Genomic DNA, 23,931 nt, shown 5'->3' on the forward strand with positions numbered 1-23,931 from the left:
GGGAGTGCGGTCTTCGGGCGTCGCGCTCCGTGGCGGTGAAGCATGCCACGGAGGGCTCTTAAAGTGCCCGAAGACCGCACTCCCGCCCCACAGCTCCCGAGGTGACGCGCCTCTGTTCTGTCCTCGGCCCGACCTCGCTTGGTTGGGGTGGGATTACCCCACGTCGGGGCGGAGGTGTTCGAAGGCGGCGAGGTTACGGGTGGACTCGCCGCGCTCCAGCCTCCACGCCCACTCGCGCCGGATGGAGGCCGCGAATCCCAGCTCGAGGATGGTGTTGAACGACGAGTCGGCGGTGTCGAGCACTGTGCCCAGCAGCCGGTCCAGCTCCTGCTCCGTCACCGCCACCAAGGGCAGCCGTCCTACTAGATAGATGTCGCCGGACTGGTCGACGGTGAACGCAACGCCGCGCAGCTTGGCGTTTCGCTCGAGAAGCCAGCGGTGGACGCGCTCGTGGTTCTCGTCGGGTCGGCGCGCAACAAAAGCGCTGACCGCCAGGCCCTGCGCCTTGACCGCCAGGTGGCAGGTGGTCTTGAGCTTGGCCTCTCCCGGCAAGTCCACGGTGAACGTGCCCGGGGCGGTCTCTTCCCACGTCTGGCCGCACGAGGCCAGGTACTCGCGGATGACGTTCTCGGTCACGGGCACATCACCTCGGCGAACAGCTGGGCGCGTCGTCGTTCACATGCTTCGGCATAGACCTCGAGCGTACGGGCCGCCGTGGTCTCCCACCCGAACGACGCCGCATGCCGGGCCGCGCCGGCACGCAACCGCCGCAACCGGGCGGCGTCGGTGACGAGCGAGCCGAGTGCACGCGACCAGACGACCGGATCGTGGCCGTCGACCAGCAGCCCGGAATGGTCATCGCGCACCGCGGTGCGCAACCCACCGACGGCGGAGGCGACCACAGGGGTACCGCAGGCCTGGGATTCGAGCGCCACGAGCCCGAACGACTCGCTGTACGACGGCACCACCGTGAGGTCGGCCGCCCGATACCACTGCGCGAGCGTGGGCTGGTCCACCGGCGGGTAGAACTCGACCACGTCGTCGACACGCAATTCCCGGGCGAGCCGCATCAGCTCGCCGGGGCGATCCATACCGGTTCCCGACGGCCCGCCGACGATCGGCACGACCAGTCGCGTCCGCAGCGCCGGCGCCTCGGCGACAAGTCTGGCCGCGGCGCGAACCAGGACATCGGGCGCCTTCAACGGCTGGATCCGGCCGGCGAACAGGAGCACGACGTCGTCGTGACCGAGACCGAGCGCCGCCCTGGCCGCGCGGCGGGAACCCGGCGTGAACACCGAAAGATCCACACCGGGGCGCACGGTGGCGACCTTGTCCGGGTCCGCCCCGTAGAGCACGCTCAGCTGACGAGCCTCGTCGTCGGTGTTCGCCACGATCCGGTGCGCGGCATCGACCACCTGCTCCTCGCCGACCTCACGAGCGCGTGGCTCAGGGACGTCGCCCGCGGCTAGGGCGAGATTCTTGACCTTGGCCATGGTATGCATCGAATGAACGAGGGGCACGCCCCACCGGTCGGTCGCCAGCCATCCCACCTGGCCGGACAGCCAATAATGCGAGTGGACGACGTCGTACCAGCCAGGTTTCCGGCCCGCCTCGGCTCGCAAGACACCAGTGGCGAACGCGCACAGCTGGGCGGCGAGGTCGGCCTTGCTGAGGTCGCCGTACGGACCGGCCATCACGTGCCGCACGTGCACGCCCGGCGCCACTTCCACGACCGGCGGAAGCTCGGAGGTGGTGGCGCGGGTGAAGATCTCCACCTCGACGTCCAGCCGGGCGAGCTGCTTGGCGAGTTCCGCCACGTAGACGTTCATGCCTCCGGCGTCGCCCGTGCCCGGCTGGTCGAGTGGGGACGTGTGCACGCTGAGCATGGCGACTCGCCGGGGCGTCGTAGCGCGAGCGGAACCTGACACCGTCCACATACCCCTTCGCCGAAACCTCGCTGACCTTTTCTGCAACGCGGCAACATCGTCGTCTCTTCCGACCCGGTCAGCGCGATGAGGGCCCGCCGAATGGAGCGGCTTTGTCGATCACACAGCGACTCAGTAGTTTTGAGTTCAACTTGTGACGATTTCTCTGGTTCAATCCTTGCAACCAGATCGGCACGATGGGCGTCATTCGGAGTGGGGGACGGCGCAGACGGCGCCGCGTCCGTGTGAAGGGAAGAGGGTTCGTGCGCGGGAAGAAACTGACGAGCACCATCGTCGCCATCCTGGCGGTCATCGCCATAGGCGCGGGGGGTGCCTATGGCCTGACCATGCTGGGTGATGACGACGATGCCGCATCCGGGACCTCGACGGAGGCGTCGAGTGCTCCGTCGAGCCCGAGCCTGCAGACACCGACCACCACTCCGACACCGGCAGGTGGCGCGGCGACCGACGTCGCTCCGTCCCCCACCAAGACGCCCACACCCACGCCCACCGATACTCCGACGCCCAAGGCGCTCATGGCCAGCGGCGACGACGGCGACGACGTGCGTGAGCTGCAGGCCCGGCTGAAGCAGATCGACTGGTACGCGCCGGACATCACGGGCGCCTACGACGACATCACCGTCGAGGCCGTCGAGGGATTCCAGGCGAAGCGGGGCCTTCCCGACACCGGCAAGGTGGATCAGGAGACGTGGGATCGGCTCGTCGACATGACCCGGGAACCCACCGACGACGAGCTCCACAACCGCATCGTTGCCGGGCCGCCGATCCTCAAGCCCGGAGACAGCGGCGACAAGGTGCGCGAGCTCCAGGCTCGACTGAAGCAGATCGCGTGGTTCTCCGGCGAAGTCACGCCGAACTACGGCGACGTCACCAGGCAGTCCGTCGCAGGATTCCAGGCCAAGCGGGGTCTCCCTGAGACAGGCGCCGTCGACCAGGAGACCTGGGACCGTCTCGTCGGCATGACCCGCCAGCCCACCGACGACGAGCTCCACAACCGCGAGCCCGAACCGGACGAGGACGATGACTCCGGCGACGTCGGTTCCGCACCTCACCCGGAGTGCGCCACCGGCCGGGTGCTGTGCATCGACAAGTCCACGAATTCCCTGCGCTGGATGGTCGACGGCAACATCAAGATGACGCTCGACGTGCGTTTCGGCTCCGAATTGACGCCCACCAGAGAGGGAACGTTCAGCGTGGGCTGGAAGTCGCGTGATCATGTGTCCTCGCTCTACGACACGCCGATGCCGTACGCGATGTTCTTCAGCGGTGGGCAAGCTATCCACTACTCGCCCGACTTCGCGGCGAACGGGTACAACGGCGCGTCGCACGGATGCGTGAACGTACGGGACAAGGGCGCGATCGCGTCGCTATTCGACCAGGTCAAGGTCGGCGACAAGGTCGTCGTCTTCTGGTCCTAGCCCCTGGCATGGGTTAGGGTCGCTGAAAACGGACATTTCGGGTGTCAGCGCGACCTCAACCCATGCGGAGTACCACCGAGGTCAGGTATAGCGGCAGGGTCGCATCGCAACAGGGGCGCGCCGTACATCCGGTGAGCACGCATAGAGGCACGAAGAATCCGCTCTATCACCGCATCCGGCTCACGACGCACCTCCCGCCCGTTCCACCGGACCACCACGTAGTCCTCATCCTCGATACGTTCCTGTCGCCGCTTCTCGGCCAAGAGCGTGTCGCTGGCATCGCGATAGGGGTCTAGGTACTTGATCTCGCCGTCAACCTCGCCGACGACGCGATGTGCTCGCCAGAGAAAGTCGGACCGCACCCCTCCCACACCCTGTCCCACCACCCATGGATTGCACTCAGGGGCCGCCAGGCCGCGACTCAGGAACAGAACGAAGGACTCATGGCTCGCGTAGGTCCGTGACTCGAGCGAGGACATGGCGGCCGCCACCTCCAGGGCATGCATCGAGACGTCACCCCGCTCAGCCGCCTCCATAATTCCCGGCGAACGTACACACCACGGCGGACACCTACGATCACGCCAACCGAAATCTGATGCTTGAGGAAGGACGGCGTCATGCCGACCGACGCCGCTTCGCGACGATTGAATACGGGAGGGACTCCGTCCATAACGGACAGCCTCGGCGTGGCGGTTGTTCTCGCAAAGTCCGTTATCCACAGGCCGGTGCTCCGCATGGGTTAAGGTCGCTAGAAACGGACAATTCGGGCGGCACAGCGACCTTAACCCATGCCAGGGGCAAGAATTAGGGGGCGGGAACAGCGGGAAGCCGGTAGAATCCATAACGGTCCATGTCCGGACACGTCACGCCCGTACACATTTCATTGCCGGAGACTGCTGTGCCTTCCCGCACCTCGTCCAGCCCTTCAAGCCCGTCAGATCACAACTCTCCGTCCGCTGCCGCGTCAGATCCCGCGGCCCCCGCCACCGCCGCGGTCGGCGGAACCACTGAGTCAGACACCACGTCAGATCGTTCCCGCTCCGTACCCGGGCCTCAGTCTGCGCTGAGCACGGTCCAGGGGTCAGCGCAGTACTCGTCCGGTACCCGGCCACCAGCTGATCCGCCGGGTACATTCCGGCGGCTGGCCCCCTACCTGGCCAGACACAAACCGACCCTGACAATCTCGATTCTCCTGGCCTTGCTGTGGGCCGGCGCCGTCGCGGCCGTTCCCGTCACCCAGGGCCGGGTGATCGACCACGCCATCATCGACGGCAGCGCGGCGCTCATGCCGATGCTCATCCTGCTGGTTGGACTGGCGCTCGCCCGTTTCCTGCTCTCCTGTGGCTGGCGCTACATCGGCGGCAAGACCGCGTTCCGTGTCCAGGACGATCTTCGCCGCGACGTCTACGACACATTGCAGCGTCTGGACTTCACCGGTCATTCGCAGCTCCAGAGCGGCCAGCTCGTCTCCCGGATCAGCAGCGACCTGCGCTACGTGCACATGCTGCTGAGCTGGATTCCGCAAGTCGCTGGATCGCTGTTGTCCGCCACCCTGGCGGTCGCGATCATGTTCACCCTGTCCCCGGTGCTCTCGGCGCTCGTCATCGCCGTGATCGCGGCGGTCTTCACGGTGACCAACCGGCAGCGCCGCAAGGTCTACGCCGCCGGTTGGGACGCTCAGCAGCGCGAGGCCGAGATGACCACGCGAGTCGAGGAGGCGGTCACCGGCGTCCGGGTCGTTCGCGCGTTCGGCCAGCAACCGGCCGAGACGTCGCGGCTACACGGTTCCCTGCTCGACATGTTCGCCGCCCGAGTGCGGGCGGTCCGGCTGCGCGCCCCGTTCATGGCGTCGCTCCAAGGTTCGCCGCTGGCCGGCCAGGTGCTCGTCCTGCTCGTCGGCGGCATGCTCGTTCTCAACGGCCACCTCACCATCGGTGTCTTCCTGGCCTGCACGGGGTATCTCGCCGAGCTGGTCGGGGTCGCCCGCGTCGCCGGCATGGTGCTGACCAACGCGCCGATGTGCCGCGCCGCGACCGAGCGTGTCGGCGAGCTCCTCGACCTGGAACCGGAGATCACTGAACCGCTGCGTCCCGTGGATGTCCGCCAGGACGGCGGTTCCATCTCGTTCCATCAGGTGCGCTTCGCCTACGCCGACGGCGACGGCCACCAGGTGCTGCGCGGGTTCTCACTCGACGTGAGCGCTGGGGAAACGGTCGCCCTGGTGGGCCCATCAGGCTGCGGAAAGTCAACGGCACTCACCATGCTGCCGCGATTCTTCGACACCGACGCCGGAACGGTGACCGTCGACGGCATCGACGTGCGCCGCTGGTCGCTTCCCTTGCTCCGCAGCCGTATCGGCGTGGTCTTCGAGAACAGCTTCCTCTTCTCGGACACCATCGCGGCGAACATCGCCTATGGCAGGCCGGACGCCACCCCGGAAGAGATCCGGGCCGCCGCCAAGGCGGCTGCCGCCGACGAGTTCATCGAACTTCTCTCCGAGGGCTACGACACCGTGGTGGGCGAGGAAGGCATCACCCTCTCCGGGGGTCAGCGCCAGCGCGTCGCCCTGGCGCGGGCTCTGCTCGCCGAGCCGGACATCCTGCTGCTCGACGACGCCACGTCGTCGGTCGACGTGAAGGTCGAAGAACGCATCCACGCGAATCTGAAGCCGTTCCTGGATCGACGTACCGTGCTCCTCGTGGCATACCGCGAGTCCACGTTGCGCCTAGCTGACCGGGTGGTCCTGGTGGACGACGGCCGGGTGGTAGACCAGGGCAGCCACGAGGAGCTGCTTAGCCGGTCCCCGCTCTATCGCGATCTGTTCGGCGACGGGATGGACGCGCCTGACGACGGCACGACGGGCCTGATGGGACAGGCGCGCACGGGCCGATTCGAGGCGACGGCGTCCGCCTGGGAGTCACGCCAGGACGCGACCGGTCACTTGCCATCCTCCGGCATGGCGATTCCCGCCCCGGTCGCCGCACAAATCTCGGCGCTCCCGCCGCCGAAGGACCCGCCCGCCGTCGATTTCGCGAGCGAGGGCGGTACGCAGGGTCCGCTGCGGCTTGCATCGTTCATCCGCCCCTACATGGGTGGCCTGCTGGTGGGTCTGGCGCTCGTCGTCCTGGAAGCACTCATCGTCCTGGCCAATCCCATGCTGGTGCGCCGGGCGGTCGACGACGGAATGCTCGCGGGCTCGATGCCCGTACTGCTCACCATCTGCGCCATCGCGACCGTCCTCGTCGTCGCTCTCTGGTGGGACCAGCGCTCCGGCCTACTGTGGACGGCACGGAGTACCGAACGGCTCCTACTGGCGCTCCGGGTCAGAATCTTCGGCCAGCTCCAGCGCCTCGGGATCGACTACTACGACCGCACCCAGGCCGGCCGGATCATGACCCGGATGACGTCCGACGTGGACGCCATCGCCCAGCTGTTCCAGGTCGGGCTGATCAACACGGTCGTCAGCCTGACTACCTTCGCCGGCATGTCCATCGTCGTGGTCGTCCTCGACCCGATGCTCGCGCTGATCGTTCTCGGTGTGATCCCGTTCACCGCGCTCAGCACCTGGTGGTACCGCAAGCGCGCGTTCACTGCCTACGACAACGCGCGCGAACAGCTGTCCCTCATCAACGCCAATATCCAGGAGAGCATGGCCGGGATCCGGGTCACCCATGCCTACCTCCGCGAGGCCGTCAACCTCAGCCGGTTCGCTGCGCTGGGCAGCCGCTACGTCGACGCGAGCCTACGAGGACACTTCGCCACCTCCGTCTACGTGGCGAGCATCGAGCTGCTCTCCGTGCTGGCGATCGCCGCAGTCCTGGGCGTGGGCGCGATGCGCATCGAGGCGGGGACGCTGGCCCTGGGTACGCTCATCGCGTTCCTGCTGTACTTGGCCCAGGTGTTCGCTCCGGTCCAGCAGCTGTCCCAGGTGTTCGACGTCTATCAGCGGGCACGCACGGGGCTGGTCCGGGTCCGGCGGCTTCTGGCGCTGGAGACGTCGACCCCGGTCGGTCCCGACGCCGAACAGGTGCAGAGCATTCACGGGGACATCCGGTTCCACCGGGTGCGGCTGCGCTACGCCGGCACTTCGGTGGACGCTATCCGCGACGTGGACCTGCACATCCCGCCGGGTGAACGGGTGGCATTCGTCGGCCGGACCGGGGCGGGGAAATCGACGTTGTCGAAGCTCATCGCGCGCTTCTACGACCCGACCGCCGGCGATGTGCTGGTGGACGGCCGTCCGCTGCGCAACGTGGACCTCACGAGTTACCGCAGCCACCTGGGCTACGTTCCACAGGAGCCGTTCCTGTTCTCCCGGACCGTGCGGGACAACATCGCCTATGCCAAGCCGGACGCCACCGACGCCGAGGTCGAGGCCGCGGCGCGGGCGGTGGGAGCGCACGAGTTCATCGAGCGGTTGCCCGGTGGGTACCACCACGTGGTGGCCGAGCGGGGACGCTCCCTGTCAGCCGGACAGCGGCAGCTGGTGTGCCTGGCCCGCGCATTGCTGCACGACCCGTCCATCCTGATCCTGGACGAGGCGACGTCCAACCTGGACCTGGCCAGCGAGCGCAAGGTCAACCAGGCCATGCGAGTCGCCTCGGCGGGTCGGACGACGCTGGTGGTGACCCACCGGCCGCAGTCCCTCCATTGGGTGGACCGCGTGATCGTGGTCGCGGACGGGAAGGTCGCGGGCGACGAGCCGGCACCGGACTACGTCGCCCGTGTCCTGGAACCCGCCAGCTGACGTCCAACCCTCGTGTTGATCATGGGCACGTGTCCCCGCACGGGCACGTCTGCCCATGATCGGCGCGAGAGGTCAACTGTCCCGCCTACAGCCAGGGTGACCAGTCGATGTCGCCGCGCGGGTCAAAACGCTCCACGGGCTGGGTCGCGGCGATCAGCGCGCGGGCATCAGCCTGGCTGCCGAGGGCTCCGGCCGCTCGGGCCTGTACGACGAGGTTCCCCAGGGCGGTCGCCTCGACCGGCCCGGCGAGCACGGGAAGGCCCGACGCGTCGGCGGTGAGCTGAGCCAGCAGCCGGTTCTGCGCGCCGCCGCCCACAAGGTGGATCACGCCGGCCCGGTGCCCGGATAACCGCACGGCGTCCTGAACGGTGCGGGCGTGCCCGATCGCCAGGCTGTCGAGGATGCACCGGGTGATCGCGGGCTTGGTCACCGGCACCTGCTGCCCCGCCCTCGCGCACAGCTTCCGGATCCTGCTCACCATCTCACCGGGCGCAAGTAGCTCCGACGACTCGGCATCGATGACGCTGCGCAGCGCGGGCTCGCGGACTGCGGCGTCGAGAAGTTCGCCCAGGTCCACCCGGTCGCCTTCTGCCGCCCACTCGCGCAGGCATTCCTGCAGCGGCCACAGACCCATCACGTTGCGCAGATAGCGCACCGTGCCGTCGACTCCGATCTCGTTGGTGAAGTTGGCCGCCGCGCTCTCGTGGCTGAGCACCGGCCGGTCCAGCTCGACGCCGACGAGCGACCATGTGCCGCACGAGATGTAGGCGAAGTTCTCGTCAATGGCAGGCACCGCCGCCACGGCGGACGCGGTGTCATGCGACGCGACCGCACGTACCCGGATGCGGCCGTCGTCGCCGACCCGCTCCTTGATGTGTGACAACAGCGCGCCCCGCTCGCTGGCGGGCTCATGGATCTCCGGCAGGATCTGGGAGGGAAGGTCCAGCTCGTCCAGAAGCTCGGTCGCCCACGCGCCGCGTGAGACGTCGTACATCTGCGTCGTGGAGGCGTTCGTGCGCTCCGCGCCGACGGCGCCGGTCAGGGCATGGGTGAGCAGGTCGGGGATCATCAGGAGAGTGGCCGCACGGCGCAACCGGCCGGCGTCCTCGGCGAGCAGCTGGTAGACCGTGTTGAACGGGAGGAACTGCAGGCCGGTGGTGCCATAGATCCGCTCGTCGCCCAGCCGTGACCGAACCGACTCCATGATCCCGTCGGTCCGGGAGTCTCGGTAGTGCACCGGGGCGCCGATCAGCCGGCCGCCGGCATCGAGCAACCCGTAGTCGACGGCCCAGGAGTCGATGCCCACCGACTCCAGCGAGCGGTCCGCCGCGAGCGCCGTCGCGAGCCCCTCCACGGCACCGCCGAGCAGCGCGTCGATGTCCCACCTGAGCATGCCGTCACGTTTCGGCTCATTGGCGAAGCGGTGCACCACCTCGGCATCCAGCTGGTCGGTCCCGATCCTGCCCAGCACCACTCTGCCGCTGGACGCGCCGAGGTCGACCGCGGCCGCCGTGAACGTCTCGCTCATCCCTCAACTCCAGCTCTTCGTTTCTTGCGTCCTGCACAACGAGCGCCAGGGGCCACCCTGTGCAGGACGCTGCGAATCCCTACCTGAGGAAGGCGGCGGCAACCCCGGCGTCGACCGGAATGTGCAACCCTGTGGTGTGGCTGAGGTCGCCGGCCGTCAGCGCGAAGACCGCGTTGGCGACGTGTTCCGGCAGAACCTCCTGCTTGAGCAGCGTGCGCTGCGCGTAGAACGCGCCCAGCTCCTCCTCCGGGACGCCGTACACGGCCGCGCGCTTGGCGCCCCAGCCACCGGCGAAGATCCCGGAGCCGCGGACCACGCCGTCCGGATTCACGCCGTTGACCCGGATGCCGTGTTCCCCGAGCTCGGCCGCCAGGAGGCGCACCTGGTGCGCCTGGTCGGCCTTGGTTGCGCCGTACGCGATGTTGTTGGGTCCGGCGAAGACACCGTTCTTGCTGGCGATGTAGATGATGTCACCGCCGAGTTGCTGGTCGATCATGACTCGCGCGGCTTCCCGGGAGACCAGGAAGGAGCCGCGCGCCATCACGTCGTGCTGCAGATCCCAGTCCGCGACGGTGGTCTCGAGCAGCGGCTTGGAGATCGAGAGTCCGGCGTTGTTGACGACCAGGTCCACGCCGCCGAACGCCAGCACCGCCTCCCGGAACGATGCCGCGATCTGTTCCTCGTCGGTGACGTCCACGGTCACGGGGATGGCGACGTCGGTGCTGCCGATCTCAGCCGCCGCCGTGGCGGCCGCTTCAGCGTTCAGATCGGCGACGACGACGCACACGCCCTCGGCCGCCAGGCGCTGGGCGATGGCCTTGCCGATGCCGGACCCGGCACCCGTGACCAGTGCCACCCGCGAAGCCAGGGGCTTGGGCTTCGGCATGCGCTGCAGCTTGGCCTCTTCCAGAGCCCAGTACTCGATCCGGAATTTCTCGCTCTCGGCGATCGGTGCATAGCTCGACACCGCCTCCGCCCCGCGCATGACATTGATGGCGTTGACGTAGAACTCACCGGCCACCCGAGCTGTCTGCTTGTCCTTGCCGAAGCTGAACATGCCGATGCCGGGCACCAGCACGATCGCGGGGTCGGCGCCGCGCATGGGTGGGCTGTCCGCGGTGGCGTGCCGGTTGTAGTAGGCCTCGTAGTCCTCGCGGTAAGCGGCATGCAGGTCCTTGAGCCGGTCCACGCTCTCCTCCAGGGACGACGTCGCCGGCAGGTCCAGGACCAAAGGCCGCACCTTGGTACGGAGGAAATGGTCAGGACATGACGTGCCCAGGGCCGCCAACGGTGCCAGCTTCTCCCGGGCCAGGAACTTTAGCACCACGTCGGAGTCGGTGAAGTGCCCCACCTGTGGCTTGTCGGTCGACGCCAGACCACGCACGATCGGTGCGAGGGCGGCGGCGCGTTCCCGGCGTGCATCCTCCGGCAGCGGCTCGAACCCAGAGACGACGCCACCGAACGGCTCGTCAGCTCCCCGTTCGGTGAGGAAGCGTTCGGCGGTCTGGATGATCTCGAGCGACCGCGCCTCGCACTCCGCGCTGCTGGATCCCCATGCGGTGATGCCGTGACCCCCCAGGATGCACCCGATGGCCTGGGGGTTCGCCGCCTTGATGGCGGCGATGTCCAGGCCGAGCTGGAATCCGGGACGCCGCCACGGCACCCACACCACACGATCGCCGAAGCACTCCTTGGTCAGCGCCTCGCCGTCTGCGGCGGTGGCCAGTGCGATCCCCGAGTCGGGGTGAAGGTGATCGACGTGCGTCGCGTCGACCAGACCGTGCATGGCGGTGTCGATGGACGGCGCTGCGCCGCCCTTGCCATGCAGGCAGAAGTCGAACGCCGCGACCATCTCGTCCTCGCGCTCGACTCCGGGATAGACGTCGACGAGCGCCCGCATCCGGTCCAGGCGCAGCACCGCGAGACCCTGCTCGCGCAACGTCCCCAGGTCTCCACCGGATCCCTTGACCCACAGGAGATCCACCGGCGCACCCGTCACGGGATCGGTCTCCGACCCCTTCGCCGACGTGTTGCCTCCGGCGTAGTTGGTGTTCCGCGGGTCCGACCCGAGCCGGTTGCTCCGCTCCAGTAGGGCCTGCACCTCGGAATGGGTGGTCATGTCGTCATCTCCTCAGCCAGATGCTCACAGATTGCTCTCATGCGTTCCTGCACCGCACTACACGCACGCCGCTACGCATCGTCGCCGCTCGGGCTCGCATCCACGCCGCGGACTTGGCTGACCGGGCCGGACTCACGCACCCCACCCGGCCTGCTCTCCCCCGGCCCGCTCCGCCGCGATCGTCTCGGCATAGCCGGAGCGGTGGTACGCGGCCATCGGGTCCGGGTCGCGCCCGTCCTCCTCACGTAGACTCGCCAGCATCGGGCGGACGTCGGTGTAGAAGGCGTCCATGAAGATCTGGTTGGCCGCGAGGACGTCGCCGCTGCCCTGCGCGGCGGCCAGCGCGGTGTTGTCCAGCATGAGCGCCTTCGCGGTCATCTCCTGGACGTTGAGCACCGAGCGGATGATCGCGGGGATCTTCGCCTCGATGTTGTGACATTGGTCGAGCATGAACGCGATACCAGCCTGCGGTGTGTGCGCACCGACGCTGACGATCTCGTGCATGATCCGGAACAGCTGGAACGGATCGGCCGCGCCGACCATGAGGTCGTCGTCGGCGTAGAAGCGGGAGTTGAAGTCGAAGCCGCCGAGCTTGTGTGCGCGGAGAAGGAACGCGACGATGAACTCGATGTTGGTCCCCGGCGCATGATGCCCGGTGTCGATGACCACCTGCGCTCTAGGCCCCAGCTCCAGGCAGTGCGCATACGACGTGCCCCAATCCGGCACGTCCATCGTGTAGAAGGACGGCTCGAAGAGCTTGTACTCCAGCAGCATGCGCTGACCGTCGCCGAGCCGCGCGTAGGTCTCGCGCAAGGCTTCGGCTAGCCGGTCCTGACGTGCCCGGATACTGTCCTGACCTGGGTAGTTGGTTCCGTCGGCGAACCAGAGCTTCAGAGTGTCCGAACCAGTGGCGTCCATGATGTCGATACATTCGAGCAGGTGATCCGTCGCCTTGCGCCGGACCACCGGATCGGGGCTGCACACACTGCCGAGCTTGTAATCGTCATCCTGGAATACGTTGGAGTTGATCGCGCCGATCCGCACGCCCTGCGCCTCGGCGTGCTTGGCCAGCCGGTCGTAGTCGTCCACCTTGTCCCAGGGGATGTGCAGCGCGACAGTGGGAGCTGCCCCGGTCAGACGGTGCACCACGGCCGCGTCGTCGATCTTCTCGAATGGGTCGCGTGGAACCCCTGGCTGCGCGAAGACCTTGAACCGGGTGCCCGAGTTCGCGTAGGCCCACGAGGCCGTCTCCACTCCCAGGCCGCGGATTCCCGCGGTTATCGCACTGTGATCGCTCATCCGACGTCACGCTCCTTCTGTTGATCCGCCGAGGTCAGCACCTGGCGCACTCGGCACGTACCCCTCGCCGGGGCAGTTCTCGCCGGCGTCCGGGGATGGCGCCCATCGTGCTCACACATCACTCTGAGACGTTTCAAAGCACTGTATCGGATGCGTCGGCGGGCCGCCAGGGGCCATCCCGTCCCGGATGGGACGCCACGCACAGATGGGCGCCATGCCCGAAGGGCCGGCACACGTTCATCCATCACGTACGATCAGGCCCATAAGAGCGCCGACCACGCGCCCAGCCCATTCGTGAAAGGCTTGTCCATGGTCCGACCTGCCCCGAACATCCGGCAGGTAGCCGAACTCGCGGGCGTATCGGTCGGGACGGTGTCCAATGTCTTGAACCGTCCCGAACTGGTCACCTCTCACACCCGGGAACGGGTCCAGGCGGCCATCAAGGAGCTGAAGTTCGTGCGGAACGATTCCGCACGGCAGCTTCGGCTGGGTCGCAGCCGGACTCTCGGACTCGTGGTACTCGACATCTCCAACCCGTTCTTCACCGACGTCGCTCGCGGCGTCGAGGAGACCGCCAATCGCGAGGGTCTCGCGGTCATCGTGTGCAACAGCGACGACGACTCCGCCAAGGAGGCATCCCACCTCGACCTACTGGCCGAGATGCGGGTTCAGGGAGTGCTGATCAACCCTGTCCAGGAGTCCGACAGCCGGATCGCAATGCTCCGCGAACGGGGCATCCCCGTGGTCCTGTTCGACCGCCAAGCGAGTTCGGCCGACGAGTGCTCCGTCGCGGTCGACGACGTCCTCGGAGGTCGCCAGGCGGCTGCCCACCTGATCGACCACGGCCATCAGAAGATCACCTTCCTCGGCGGTCCCTACAGTCTCCGGCAGATCAGGGAACGTCACGAGGGCGCCCTCGCCGCCGTCCGCGACCTCGGGGCCGACGTCTCCATCGACGTCCTGAGCACAAGCGCGCCTCATGTGGGGGCGGGGCGCACCGCAGGAGACGAGATCGCCGCGCTCCCGGCCACCGAACGACCCACGGCGGTGTTCTGCGCCAACGACCTTCTTGCCCTCGGGCTGCTACAGGCCCTCACCCACGCCGGCATCCGGGTGCCCCAGGACGTGGCGATCGTGGGCTACGACGACATCGAGTTCGCGGCAGCGGCGGCGGTCCCGTTGACGTCGGTGCGCCAGCCCCGCCAGAAACTCGGCCGCACTGCCGCCGAACAGCTCCTCGACGAGACGACCAACCCGGGCCATCGCCATCAGCAGGTCGTATTCGAGCCCGAACTGATCGTTCGTGACTCCAGTTCCGGAACTCGCTAATTCTCCGTCCGCCAACACGCATGACGAACACGTCGGCGGGTACAGCACTATCGACGCTGGCCGACGGCGGCGGAATCCGGCAATGCCGGAGTTGGAACGGGGACGCCGTCGGCCGGCGTAGCTGTTTTCCGACCACCACCGAAAGAGGGCGGGCCGACGGATGGCGAGGGTCAAGAACTCGGTCGTTGTCGTCACGGGGGCGTCCAGTGGAATCGGCCGCGCGACGGCGCTGGCGTTCGCGGATGCCGGCGGCACGGTCGTCATCACCGCGCGTAGCGAGCACGCACTCGAAGAAGTGGCTCAGCAATGTCGTGAAAGAGGGGCCGACGTCCTCGTACTGCCCGCCGACGTGACCGACGCCGCCGCGGTAGAGCAGATCGCAAGAGAGACGGCAGGGCGCTTCGGACGCATCGACACCTGGGTCAACAACGCCGGTGTCACGCTCTTCGGGCGGATCGAGGAGGCGCCTGTGCGCTCATGGCACCGTGTGATCGAGACCAACGTCTTCGGCACGTATCACGGCTTGCGTGCGGTGATTCCCTGGATGCGTGAGCAGGGAAGCGGAGTGATCGTCAACGTCTCGTCCGTCGTCGGCAAGCTACCCACGCCTCTCGTGAGCAGTTACACCGCGAGTAAGTACGCCGTTCGGGCACTCTCGGATTGCGCACGTCAGGAGTTGCTGGACGTGCCGGGTATCGCCGTGTGCACCGTCCTGCCGGGGCCGATAGACACCCCCCTGTTCGATCACGGCGCCAACTACAGCGGCTGGCGACCCAAGCCACTGAAGCCGGTCATCGCGGCCGAGCGCGTCGCGGCCACGATCGTCTCGTGTGCCGCCAAGCCACAGGACGAAGCGTTCGTCGGGGCCTCGTCGGGCATGGTCCTCGGTTTCCGTCGAGCCGCTCCGGGTTTCGCTGCGCGTGCCGCGGCGGCACAAGTGCCGAAAGATCACTTCACCGCCGAACCCGTGGGTGGATCCGACGGGAACCTTTTCCAGCCAGCCGATTCCACCGGTTCGATCAGCGGAGGGTGGACGAGATCATCGAAGAAGACGTCCCTCGACGATCCGAAGACCGCTTCGGAATCTGGCTCCGAGAGGTCTCGTCTTCGACGCGGTATGGCGGTAGCCGCGCTTGTGAGTGCTGCCGGAGCAGGACTGGGCGGCGCCATCCGTGCCCGGGCAAACCGCTGATGCCAGTGGCTGCCGAGACGCTCCTGCGCAACACCATCGACGCACCCACTGACGTTCCGCGGCACCGCTCGGAGCGACACACGGTGGACGGTGTACGCATACACTGCCGGACGTGGCTCGGCCCGCATGGTGATCACCTGCCAGCCGTCGTCATGCTGCACGGAATCGGCATCGCCAGCCGGATCAACGAGCCGTCCGCCAGGATTCTGGCTCGGATCCGGCACGTCTACGCACCCGACCTCCCGGGCTTCGGCAAAAGTCAAGGCTCCGACGCGGTCAGCATCGAGGACTACGCCGACGTGCTGGACCAATGGATGGCGGTCCGTGGATTGAGCGACGCTGTGGTCACCGGCGTATCCGTGGGAGCGCAGATCGCGGCCGCCGTCGCCCAGCATTACCCGGGCCGTTGCCGCGACCTGGTCCTTGCCTCACCCACCGTGCAGGAATCGCGACGGAGCTGGCTGCGGCAGTTGGCCATAGCGCCGGTAGAGGTGAGCATGCACACCGGACGCATGCGGGTGATCCAGACAAGTGATTTCGCACGTGCAGGCTTGCCGCGGCTACGGCGCACATTCTCCTCTGCCCTCAAGGACCGCCTCGAAGATCGCATGCCCGAGATTCGCCAGCCGGCCTTGGTCTGCTGGGGGAATCGCGATCCAATGTTGACCCGTTCATGGGTGACCTCCCTCGTCGACGCACTTCCCCGCGGCCGACTTGCGGCCCTGCCCGGCGTGCGGCACGCGATGACCCATGAGGATCCGTTGCCGTTCTGTCGAGCCACCCTCCACGTTCTCAGCCTTAGCAGGTGATTGCTTATGTCTCAGCCCAGTTTCATGGCCGGTTTCGACTCCGCGAGTGGCATGGCCAATGCGCTCGCGCACTATCTGCGCGGTGAGCCGTTCGAGACGATCGGCAATCCCCCGGTCCTTCGAGGACCTGCCCAGTCGATTCGACGGTTCTCCAGGAAGACTCGGGAGAAGGCGTTCATTGCCGCCGGAGCCGCCGAGACGATCAGCCCGCGCCGTGTTCACCGGCTCGATCTCGGTGCCGTTGGCGACTGGCTGGCCGACGAGTACCCGGACACAACCTATCCAGCGGTCGCGATCGGCTCCTCGAACGGTGCGCTCAACCATCTTTATGCGGCCATGGGAATCCCCTGGTTGCCCCAGACCATCCTGGTTCCCGTGCGTCAGAAGGTGCATCCGGACGACCCGAAAGAGGCGTTGAGACGCGGTGAGCGCTACGGTCGCAGGCTGGTGGAGGCGCATCCCGGTATTCAGCTGCATCACATGCACGACCCGAACCAGGACCGTCTCATGGTGCGGGCGCTGACGTATTTCCGCATCAAGCGGCGTGTCCTTGGCCAGGACTACGAGCAGCTTCTGCGGGACCGGCTCCCACCGGGCGGCACGATCATTGTCGCCGACTGCCGCCGCACCTGGACGACGACTCAGGTCGCGGAGCGCTTCGTCTTTCAGCACGGCGCGCCCGGCGGCGCCACCGAGTCCGAATATCACCACGGCAGCGCCCGGGTCGCCGAATATCTCCGGCGCTACGATTCGCCGGTCCGCCGATGGGAGGGCCCCGAACTCGACGGCCAGAGCCCGGAGGCCGAATGGGGATTCGAGCCGAGCTTGCTCGACGACATTCAGCGTTTCGCGGACGAACACGGACACCGGGTGGTTCGGTTGTCGTTCGATGACCCCGAAGACGCCAGCCCTCTGGTCGCCGACCTGCACAGATGGTGGTACCGACGACGCCGGATACCCTCCAACCGGCTCATTGTCTCAAGCTTCGCGGTGACCGAACCGTACTGGACGGCGCGAACGGGCTCCGTACCGTTCTGGATGAAGTTCAACACCGAACCCAGCCTCGCCTCGCTGGACGAGTACCTCCGGGCGGTCGACCCGTACGACGAGATCTATCTCATGCTGTTCCAGCACGGCGTCGAGGCGGTAGGGGTGCCGGGCAAGGAACAATGGGAGGCTGTGCTCGGTCACGCCAGGCGCACCGGAAACACCCTGGGGGTCGACCTCGACGAGTTTCCCCTCGACTTCTCCCATTTCGCCCGGTACGACCAGGCGATACCTCAACAGATTCCCAGTCGCTACCCGTTGCCGGCTCCATTGCAGCTATCCGAGCTCGAGGAATTCCTCGCCGGGCACAAGGACGACTACCCGGTGGAGTACCACCACTGACGACGCGTCACTCCAGCCGCGCTGCCGAGTAGAAGCCCTCGATATGACGGGCGACCAGCGAAGCCGCCGTATCGCCGTCACCACGCTTGACGGCTTCGAGGACCGCACGGTGCTCGTGCCGCAGGCTTTTCGCCACGGAGTCCCAGTCGTCGAGCTGGGGCACGGCCGCCATCACGTAGCCGTGGATCGCCTCGCGCAGGGAGGCCATCACCGTCGACACGAGGACGTTCCCCGCGAGAGCGGTCAGGGCCACGTGGAACTCGGCGTCGAGTACGTGGAATCGTTCCGGCTCCAGTCCGGCGTCGTCCATGGCGTCGAGCAAGGAACCGGCCTCGGCCACGGCCGCGCTGTCGGCCCGCACACTCGCCTCGCGGACCGCCCACGACTCGAGGAGTATCCGGGTCTGCACGATGTCCGCGATCGGCAAGTGGCTCGTCGCGAGGTGCAGACGCAGCGTCGACGTCAACGGCGCCCGGGGCTCGGCCACGATCACGGCTCCCGCATCCGGCCCGGAGCCCGCTGCCGTCCGCACGACGCCCATCACCTCCAGCACCCGGATCGCCTCGCGCACCGACGTGCGGCTCACCCCGAGCCGTTCAGCCAGGGCGCGTTCACCTGGCAGGCGATCACCGAGGCGTAATCGCTGCTCGGCGATGTCCGCTTCGAGTCGCTCCAGCACGAGTTCGTAGGCCTTCACAGGAGCTACCGTACTGACCTCATGCCGAGCCTCCTTGGTGTGGTCCAACCACAGGGTCTAGGGTGTGGTAGGACCACACCGATCCCCACGACGTACGTCCGCCGCCGATCAACGCCGGAGATCCCGAGATGACCCAGCGCCAGATACCGAAATGGTCCGAGCTCAAGCCGTTGCTCCGCACCAAGCCGATCACCACCAACCCCACCGAACGGCGACTGCAGAAGGCCCTGACCATCGCCGACCTTCGGGAGGTTGCCAAGCGCCGGACACCTCGGTCGGTGTTCGACTACACCGACGGCGCGGCAGAGGCCGAGATCAGCCTCCGGCGTGCCCGGAATCTCTTCCTCCAGATCGAGCTGCAGCCCTCCGTACTGCGGAACGTCGCCGAAGTCGACACCACCACCACCATGCTCGGCAAGGCGAGCGCATTGCCGTTCGCCTTCGCACCCACCGGATTCACCCGGATGATGAATCACGAGGGGGAGAGCGCCGTGGTGCGGGTCGCTGAGCGTGCCGGCATCCCGTACGGCCTCTCGACCATGGGCACCACGTCGATCGAGGACGTCGCCGAAGCCGGCCCACACGCCCGCAAGTGGTTCCAGCTCTATGTGTGGAAGGACCGCGCTGCCGGTGAGGACCTCGTCAAGCGCGCGGCCGCGGCCGGATACGAAGCGCTGATGCTCACCGTCGACGTTCCGGTGGCGGGGGCGCGGCTGCGGGACGTGCGAAACGGATTCACGATCCCGCCGTCGCTGACGGCCAAGACCGTGCTCGACGCCGCACTCCATCCTGCCTGGTGGATGAATCTGCTCACCACCGCGCCCTTGACCTTCGCGTCGCTCTCCGAATGGGACGGCACCGTCGCCGAACTCCTCAACGCCCTGTTTGATCCGACCATGACCACCGAGGACCTCGCCTGGCTCCGTTCTATCTGGGACGGCCCGCTCATCGTCAAGGGCGTGCAGACGGTGGCGGACGCCCGCAGGCTGGTCGACGCGGGCGCCGACGCGATCGTCCTGTCCAACCACGGCGGCCGTCAGCTCGACCGGGCGCCCACTCCATTGCGGCTGCTGCCGGACGTCGTCTCCGCTGTCGGCGACAAGACCGAGGTCTATCTCGACACCGGGATCATGAGCGGTGCCGACGTCGTGGCCGCACTCGCCCTTGGGGCCGACGCATGCCTGGTCGGGCGCGCCTACCTCTACGGCCTCATGGCCGGTGGTGAACGTGGTGTGGCCCGGGCGACACAGATACTCGCGACGGAGATCGTCCGGACCATGCAATTGCTGGGCGTCCGCTCCGTCAGCGAGCTGGATCCTGGCCACGTGCGGCTGCCGTGATCCACGATTCGATTGATCCGTCCATCTCGATCAGTGGGCTGCCGATGAAAGCTGCTCGACAAAAAGGCAAGCTCATAAACCGAGACCCCTTCTTCACAACAGGAGAGTTGCGAATGCAGTTGCTGCGAATTGGCGAAGCCGGGGCCGAGCGTCCCGCGATACGGGCCGGCGACGACGCCGTCTTCGATCTCAGCACCATCACTCCGGACATCGACGGGACGTTTCTCGCTCAGGACGGAATCCGCCGCGCACGTGCCGCCGCCGAGGCCGGTGAGCTGCCGGCGTTGAACACGGAGGGCCAGCGCGTCGGGGCGCCGATAGCGCGGCCGGGAAAAGTGGTGTGCATCGGATTGAACTACAGCGACCACGCTGCGGAGAGCGGACTGGACGTCCCCACCGAGCCCGTCATCTTCATGAAGGCGCCCTACACGGTTGTCGGTCCCTACGACGACGTCCTGATTCCGCGCGGGAGCAGCAAGACGGACTGGGAGGTGGAACTCGGCATCGTGATCGGCCAAACCGGGCGCTATCTCGACTCGCCCGAAACGGCCCTCGACGTCATCGCCGGCTACACGGTCTCCCATGACGTCTCCGAGCGGGAGTTCCAGCTCGAACGAGGAGGCCAGTGGGACAAGGGTAAATCGTGCGAGACCTTCAACCCGCTCGGCCCGTGGCTGGTGCCCGCTGACACCGTCGACGACCCTGGCAACCTCGGTCTCCAGCTGTGGGTCAACGGTGAGTTGCGGCAGGACGGGAACACGAAGAACCTGATCTTCGGCATCGGCCACGTCGTCTGGTACCTCAGCCAGTTCATGGTCCTCGAGCCGGGCGACCTCATCAATACCGGCACCCCCGCGGGCGTGGCCCTGGGCATGGCCGGCCAGCCCTACCTGAAGCCCGGAGACGTCGTCGAGCTCGAGATCGACGGGCTGGGCCGCCAGCGCCAGGTATTCGTCCAGGCATGATTCAGCATCTCCGCTGAGAAATACACAGAGCCTGTTCCCGAGTATCGTGCCGGATGCGATCCGGACCGACGACGCGCTCACACGCGCCGGAAACTCAGGAACAGGCTCTGAATACCGGCGGCCCATCCTGCCTTAGCAGGCTGCCCGCCGAAGATCATCCAGCCGCGGCCTTAGCGACTGGCTTCGTACTTCTCCAGGATGTCCGCGGGAATGCGACCGCGATCAGAAACCTTGAGTCCCTGCTCGCGCGCCCACTCACGCACGGCCGACGTGTCGGTGCTGTTGCGGCCGCTGGCGGGTGCCCGGCCACGACCACGCACCCGCCGGTTACCGGCCTTACGGGCGGATTCGACAAAGGGCGTCAGTGTCTCCCGCAACTTCGCCGCGTTCTTCTTCGACAGATCAATCTCGTATGTGTTGCCATCGAGACCGAAGCTGACGGTCTCGTCAGCCTCCCCGCCATCCAGGTCGTCCAGGAGAATGACCTGAACCTTCTGCGCCATGATTGGTCCCCTTCGTTTCAAAGTGAGCTGTTGGATGCAGTCTAAGTGTCTATTAATACGCCACGTCAGGCAAAACTGCAATCTGCTTCACATGTTGATTGAAGGTCATCCATCAATACGGCGGATCATCCGCACGTTACCCAGAGTGTTCGGTTTGACTCGATCCAAGTCAAGGAACTCGGCGACGCCCTCATCGTAGGATCGAAGTAACTGTGCGTACACGTCCGGTGGCACAGGGGTACCATCGACCCGCTCAAACCCGTGCCGCTCAAAAAATCGCACCTCAAACGTGAGGCAGAACACACGCGCGACGCCGAGTTCTTTAGCTGCTTTCAGCAAACGGGTCAAAAGCGCGTGCCCTACGCCCAGTCCTCGCCACTCGGGAGAAGTGGCGAGGGTCCGGACCTCGGCGAGGTCTTCCCACATGACATGCAGGGCGCCACATCCGATGACATCACCGCTACCCGAAGCCTGCGCGACCCAGAACTCCTGGATGTCCTCATAGAGCGTGACTGTTTCCTTGGACAGGAGAATTCGATCACGCGCATAGCCGTCGAGAAGCCGGCGAATAGCCGCGACATCGGCGGTCCGTGCCCGCCGCACGAAATAGTCGCCGGACTCTCGTCCACTCGGTGTCCGCGGTTCCAGACTCGTCACTCGGGCTTCACCACCGGAAACAGGATCGTCTCCCTGATCCCGGTACCGGTGAGGAGCATGACGAGCCGGTCGATCCCCATCCCCATGCCACCGGTCGGCGGCATGCCGTACTCGAGCGCCCGGAGAAAGTCCTCGTCGACCTGCATGGCTTCCGGATCACCGGCAGCGGCCAGGAGGGACTGCGCCTCCAGCCGCTCACGCTGGATGACCGGGTCGACCAGCTCGGAATATGCTACGCCGATCTCCACGCCACCAACGATCAGGTCCCAGGCCTCGACGAGCCTGGGCTCATCACGGTGAGCCCGGGCGAGCGGCCGCACCGATTCCGGGTAGTCGCACACGAAGGTGGGCTCCATCAGCGTGTGCTCGACCAGCTTTTCAAAGAGCTCCAAGACGATCTCGCCGTGACTCCAATCGGGCTGCAGCGCCACGTCGTGCTTCGCGGCCAATTCGCGCAGGCGATTTGTTGACGTATCAATCGTTATCTCTTCACCGACGGCACCCGATACCGCGTCATGCAGCGTTATGCGAGTCCACGGTGCCGCCAAGTCGATCTCTCCACCGTGACCGTCGGGAACGACCGTGCGGCCCATCGCATTGGCCGCGTCGAGAACGAATTCACGGGTGAGCGTGGCCATGGTGTCGTAGTCGCCGAAAGCCTCGTAGGCTTCGAGCATGGTGAACTCAGGACTATGGGTGGAATCAACACCTTCGTTCCGGAATATGCGCCCGATCTCGTAAACCTTGTCGACGCCCCCGACGATGGCACGCTTGAGATAGAGCTCCAGCGCGATTCGCAGTGTCATGGGCAGGTCGAAGGCATTCAGGTGGGTTTCGAAGGGGCGAGCCGCGGCACCGCCGTGAATTGTCTGCAAAACAGGAGTTTCAATTTCGATAAATTCGTGTCTGTGCAACGTTTCCCGTAGGGAGCGAACGATCGTGGCGCGGGTTCGCACCATCTGGCGGGCGTCGTCATTGACAATGAGGTCGGCGTAACGCTGCCGGATTCGTGTCTCTTCGTTCAGGGACTTGTGCGCGACAGGAAGTGGGCGCAGCGCCTTCGACACGATCGTCCATGTGTCCGCCATCACGGACAACTCACCGCGCTTGCTCGCTATCACTTCGCCGTCGAGGCCGACGTGGTCTCCGATATCGACGAGGTGTTTCCAGGCGGCAAGGCGGTCTTCGCCTACATTCCCGAGTGAGAGCATCGCCTGTAGCTCGGTACCGTCGCCTGCACGAAGCCGTGCGAAACACAGCTTCCCCGTGTTGCGCAGGAAGATCACCCGGCCGGAGACAGAGACCCGGTCACCGGTCTCGGCGCCCGGTTCCAGGCCGGCGTACATCTCACGAATCTGAGCCAGGGTGTGGGTCCGGTGAAATCCCAGGGGATACGGTTCGACGCCTGCCTCAAGCAGCTCTGCCCGCTTCTGACGGCGGATCCGCATCTGCTCCGGAAGGTCCTCGTCCATGGCCGGGGGCGGCGTCTCACTCATGGGTCACCAGCTTATCCGGAGCGGTGACGAGGCAAGTGAGCGGAGCGGTTGGCCCGACGAAGGAGGGTCCGCCCGCGAAGCGAACGAGCCGAGGAACGCGACCAGGCGACCGGAGCGGTGACGAGGCAAGTGAGCGGAGCGGTTGGCCCGACGAAGGAGGGTCCGCCCGCGAAGCGAACGAGCCGAGGAACGCGACCAGGCGACCGGAGCGGTGACGAGGCAAGTGAGCGGAGCGGTTGGCCCGACGAAGGAGGGTCCGCCCGCGAAGCGAACGAGCCGAGGAACGCGACCAGGCGACCGGAGCGGTGACGAGGCAAGTGAGCGGAGCGGTTGGCCCGACGAAGGAGGGTCCGCCCGCGAAGCGAACGAGCCGAGGAACGCGACCAGGCGACCGGAGCGGTGACGAGGCAAGTGAGCGGAGCGGTTGGCCCGACGAAGGAGGGATGCTCGCGATTGCGTTGTCCGGTACTCGCCGACCTGTCACTCTGGTGGGAGGA

General features: G+C 66.6%; 18 protein-coding genes. 8 read left to right on the plus strand and 10 right to left on the minus strand.

What is annotated here, in order from left to right; translation table 11 throughout:
* Positions 1-153 precede the first annotated feature (153 nt).
* Both G1H11_RS05855 and mshA read right to left on the minus strand, forming a co-directional pair.
* Positions 154-636: a type III secretion system chaperone family protein gene (locus G1H11_RS05855; RefSeq protein ID WP_216843480.1), complete on the minus strand. Its 483-nt coding sequence runs from the start codon at positions 634-636 to the stop codon at positions 154-156.
* The gene (gene mshA, locus G1H11_RS05860; RefSeq protein ID WP_163816915.1) at positions 633-1,937 is read right to left on the minus strand and encodes a D-inositol-3-phosphate glycosyltransferase; all 1,305 of its coding nucleotides are present in this window, start codon (positions 1,935-1,937) and stop codon (positions 633-635) included. Before mshA ends, G1H11_RS05855 begins: the two co-directional genes overlap by 4 nt.
* A 251-nt stretch (positions 1,938-2,188) precedes the next feature.
* Between mshA and G1H11_RS05865 the strand changes: the two genes are divergently transcribed.
* Positions 2,189-3,364: a L,D-transpeptidase family protein gene (locus G1H11_RS05865; protein WP_216843481.1), complete on the plus strand. Its 1,176-nt coding sequence runs from the start codon at positions 2,189-2,191 to the stop codon at positions 3,362-3,364.
* 44 nt (positions 3,365-3,408) lie between these two features.
* On the opposite strand, the gene G1H11_RS05870 is transcribed toward G1H11_RS05865, so the two are convergent.
* Positions 3,409-3,900 (minus strand): DUF559 domain-containing protein, encoded by a 492-nt coding sequence (locus G1H11_RS05870; protein WP_163816917.1) that lies wholly within the window; start codon positions 3,898-3,900, stop codon positions 3,409-3,411.
* A gap of 314 nt (positions 3,901-4,214) precedes the next feature.
* On the opposite strand from G1H11_RS05870, the gene G1H11_RS05875 reads away from it, so the two are divergent.
* Positions 4,215-8,111, plus strand: coding sequence for an ABC transporter ATP-binding protein (locus G1H11_RS05875; RefSeq protein ID WP_281352241.1), 3,897 nt, complete (start codon positions 4,215-4,217; stop codon positions 8,109-8,111).
* Positions 8,112-8,196: 85 nt separating this feature from the next.
* Here G1H11_RS05875 and G1H11_RS05880 read toward each other — a convergent pair whose 3' ends face one another.
* The 3 genes from G1H11_RS05880 to rhaI form a co-directional block, all read right to left on the minus strand.
* Entirely contained in the window at positions 8,197-9,639 is a 1,443-nt protein-coding gene (locus G1H11_RS05880) for a rhamnulokinase (protein WP_163816921.1), read from the minus strand.
* A 79-nt stretch (positions 9,640-9,718) separates the two neighbouring features.
* Complete coding sequence (locus tag G1H11_RS05885; protein WP_163816923.1) at positions 9,719-11,758, minus strand: bifunctional aldolase/short-chain dehydrogenase; 2,040 nt, start codon at positions 11,756-11,758, stop codon at positions 9,719-9,721.
* A 132-nt stretch (positions 11,759-11,890) separates the two neighbouring features.
* A complete protein-coding gene (gene rhaI, locus G1H11_RS05890) occupies positions 11,891-13,057 on the minus strand; it encodes an L-rhamnose isomerase (protein WP_163816925.1) in 1,167 nt (388 codons plus the stop codon).
* A gap of 309 nt (positions 13,058-13,366) precedes the next feature.
* Here rhaI and G1H11_RS05895 point away from each other — a divergent pair, with 309 nt between their 5' ends.
* The 4 genes from G1H11_RS05895 (at position 13,367) to G1H11_RS05910 (ending at position 17,776) form a co-directional block, all read left to right on the plus strand.
* On the plus strand, positions 13,367-14,386 hold the full coding sequence (locus G1H11_RS05895) for a LacI family DNA-binding transcriptional regulator (protein WP_163816928.1): 1,020 nt from the start codon (positions 13,367-13,369) through the stop codon (positions 14,384-14,386).
* A 160-nt stretch (positions 14,387-14,546) separates the two neighbouring features.
* On the plus strand, positions 14,547-15,578 hold the full coding sequence (locus G1H11_RS05900; protein WP_163816930.1) for an SDR family NAD(P)-dependent oxidoreductase: 1,032 nt from the start codon (positions 14,547-14,549) through the stop codon (positions 15,576-15,578).
* A complete protein-coding gene (locus tag G1H11_RS05905; protein WP_163816932.1) occupies positions 15,578-16,387 on the plus strand; it encodes an alpha/beta fold hydrolase in 810 nt (269 codons plus the stop codon). Before G1H11_RS05900 ends, G1H11_RS05905 begins: the two co-directional genes overlap by 1 nt.
* Before the next feature lie 6 nt (positions 16,388-16,393).
* Complete coding sequence (locus G1H11_RS05910; RefSeq protein ID WP_216843482.1) at positions 16,394-17,776, plus strand: hypothetical protein; 1,383 nt, start codon at positions 16,394-16,396, stop codon at positions 17,774-17,776.
* Positions 17,777-17,783: 7 nt separating this feature from the next.
* Here G1H11_RS05910 and G1H11_RS05915 read toward each other — a convergent pair whose 3' ends face one another.
* Positions 17,784-18,473, minus strand: coding sequence for an FCD domain-containing protein (locus G1H11_RS05915; protein ID WP_163816936.1), 690 nt, complete (start codon positions 18,471-18,473; stop codon positions 17,784-17,786).
* 128 nt (positions 18,474-18,601) lie between these two features.
* Between G1H11_RS05915 and G1H11_RS05920 the strand changes: the two genes are divergently transcribed.
* Both G1H11_RS05920 and G1H11_RS05925 read left to right on the plus strand, forming a co-directional pair.
* Positions 18,602-19,813 carry an alpha-hydroxy acid oxidase gene (locus G1H11_RS05920; RefSeq protein ID WP_163816937.1) on the plus strand — a complete coding sequence of 404 codons (1,212 nt, stop codon included), beginning with the start codon at positions 18,602-18,604 and terminating at the stop codon, positions 19,811-19,813.
* 113 nt (positions 19,814-19,926) lie between these two features.
* Entirely contained in the window at positions 19,927-20,778 is an 852-nt protein-coding gene (locus G1H11_RS05925; protein ID WP_163816939.1) for a fumarylacetoacetate hydrolase family protein, read from the plus strand.
* 170 nt (positions 20,779-20,948) lie between these two features.
* Here G1H11_RS05925 and G1H11_RS05930 read toward each other — a convergent pair whose 3' ends face one another.
* The 3 genes from G1H11_RS05930 to lysS form a co-directional block, all read right to left on the minus strand.
* A complete protein-coding gene (locus G1H11_RS05930; protein WP_163816941.1) occupies positions 20,949-21,281 on the minus strand; it encodes a histone-like nucleoid-structuring protein Lsr2 in 333 nt (110 codons plus the stop codon).
* A gap of 105 nt (positions 21,282-21,386) precedes the next feature.
* Entirely contained in the window at positions 21,387-21,938 is a 552-nt protein-coding gene (locus G1H11_RS05935) for an amino-acid N-acetyltransferase (RefSeq protein ID WP_163816943.1), read from the minus strand.
* Entirely contained in the window at positions 21,935-23,434 is a 1,500-nt protein-coding gene (gene lysS, locus G1H11_RS05940; RefSeq protein ID WP_163816945.1) for a lysine--tRNA ligase, read from the minus strand. The genes G1H11_RS05935 and lysS overlap by 4 nt, the downstream gene beginning before the upstream one ends.
* Positions 23,435-23,931 lie beyond the last annotated feature (497 nt).

This window comes from Phytoactinopolyspora alkaliphila (assembly GCF_010550695.1).
GTDB lineage: Bacteria > Actinomycetota > Actinomycetes > Jiangellales > Jiangellaceae > Phytoactinopolyspora > Phytoactinopolyspora alkaliphila.

Excerpts from the sequence above, each read along its gene's own strand:
- G1H11_RS05870 (WP_163816917.1), bottom strand. The coding sequence starts at position 3,900 with ATGGAGGCGGCTGAGCGGGGTGACGTCTCGATGCATGCCCTGGAGGTG.
- mshA (WP_163816915.1), bottom strand. The coding sequence starts at position 1,937 with ATGTGGACGGTGTCAGGTTCCGCTCGCGCTACGACGCCCCGGCGAGTC.
- G1H11_RS05925 (WP_163816939.1), top strand. The coding sequence starts at position 19,927 with ATGCAGTTGCTGCGAATTGGCGAAGCCGGGGCCGAGCGTCCCGCGATA.
- G1H11_RS05885 (WP_163816923.1), bottom strand. The coding sequence starts at position 11,758 with ATGACCACCCATTCCGAGGTGCAGGCCCTACTGGAGCGGAGCAACCGG.
- G1H11_RS05930 (WP_163816941.1), bottom strand. The coding sequence starts at position 21,281 with ATGGCGCAGAAGGTTCAGGTCATTCTCCTGGACGACCTGGATGGCGGG.
- G1H11_RS05905 (WP_163816932.1), top strand. The coding sequence starts at position 15,578 with ATGCCAGTGGCTGCCGAGACGCTCCTGCGCAACACCATCGACGCACCC.
- lysS (WP_163816945.1), bottom strand. The coding sequence starts at position 23,434 with ATGAGTGAGACGCCGCCCCCGGCCATGGACGAGGACCTTCCGGAGCAG.
- G1H11_RS05920 (WP_163816937.1), top strand. The coding sequence starts at position 18,602 with ATGACCCAGCGCCAGATACCGAAATGGTCCGAGCTCAAGCCGTTGCTC.
- G1H11_RS05910 (WP_216843482.1), top strand. The coding sequence starts at position 16,394 with ATGTCTCAGCCCAGTTTCATGGCCGGTTTCGACTCCGCGAGTGGCATG.
- G1H11_RS05875 (WP_281352241.1), top strand. The coding sequence starts at position 4,215 with ATGTCCGGACACGTCACGCCCGTACACATTTCATTGCCGGAGACTGCT.
- G1H11_RS05900 (WP_163816930.1), top strand. The coding sequence starts at position 14,547 with ATGGCGAGGGTCAAGAACTCGGTCGTTGTCGTCACGGGGGCGTCCAGT.
- G1H11_RS05895 (WP_163816928.1), top strand. The coding sequence starts at position 13,367 with ATGGTCCGACCTGCCCCGAACATCCGGCAGGTAGCCGAACTCGCGGGC.
- rhaI (WP_163816925.1), bottom strand. The coding sequence starts at position 13,057 with ATGAGCGATCACAGTGCGATAACCGCGGGAATCCGCGGCCTGGGAGTG.
- G1H11_RS05880 (WP_163816921.1), bottom strand. The coding sequence starts at position 9,639 with ATGAGCGAGACGTTCACGGCGGCCGCGGTCGACCTCGGCGCGTCCAGC.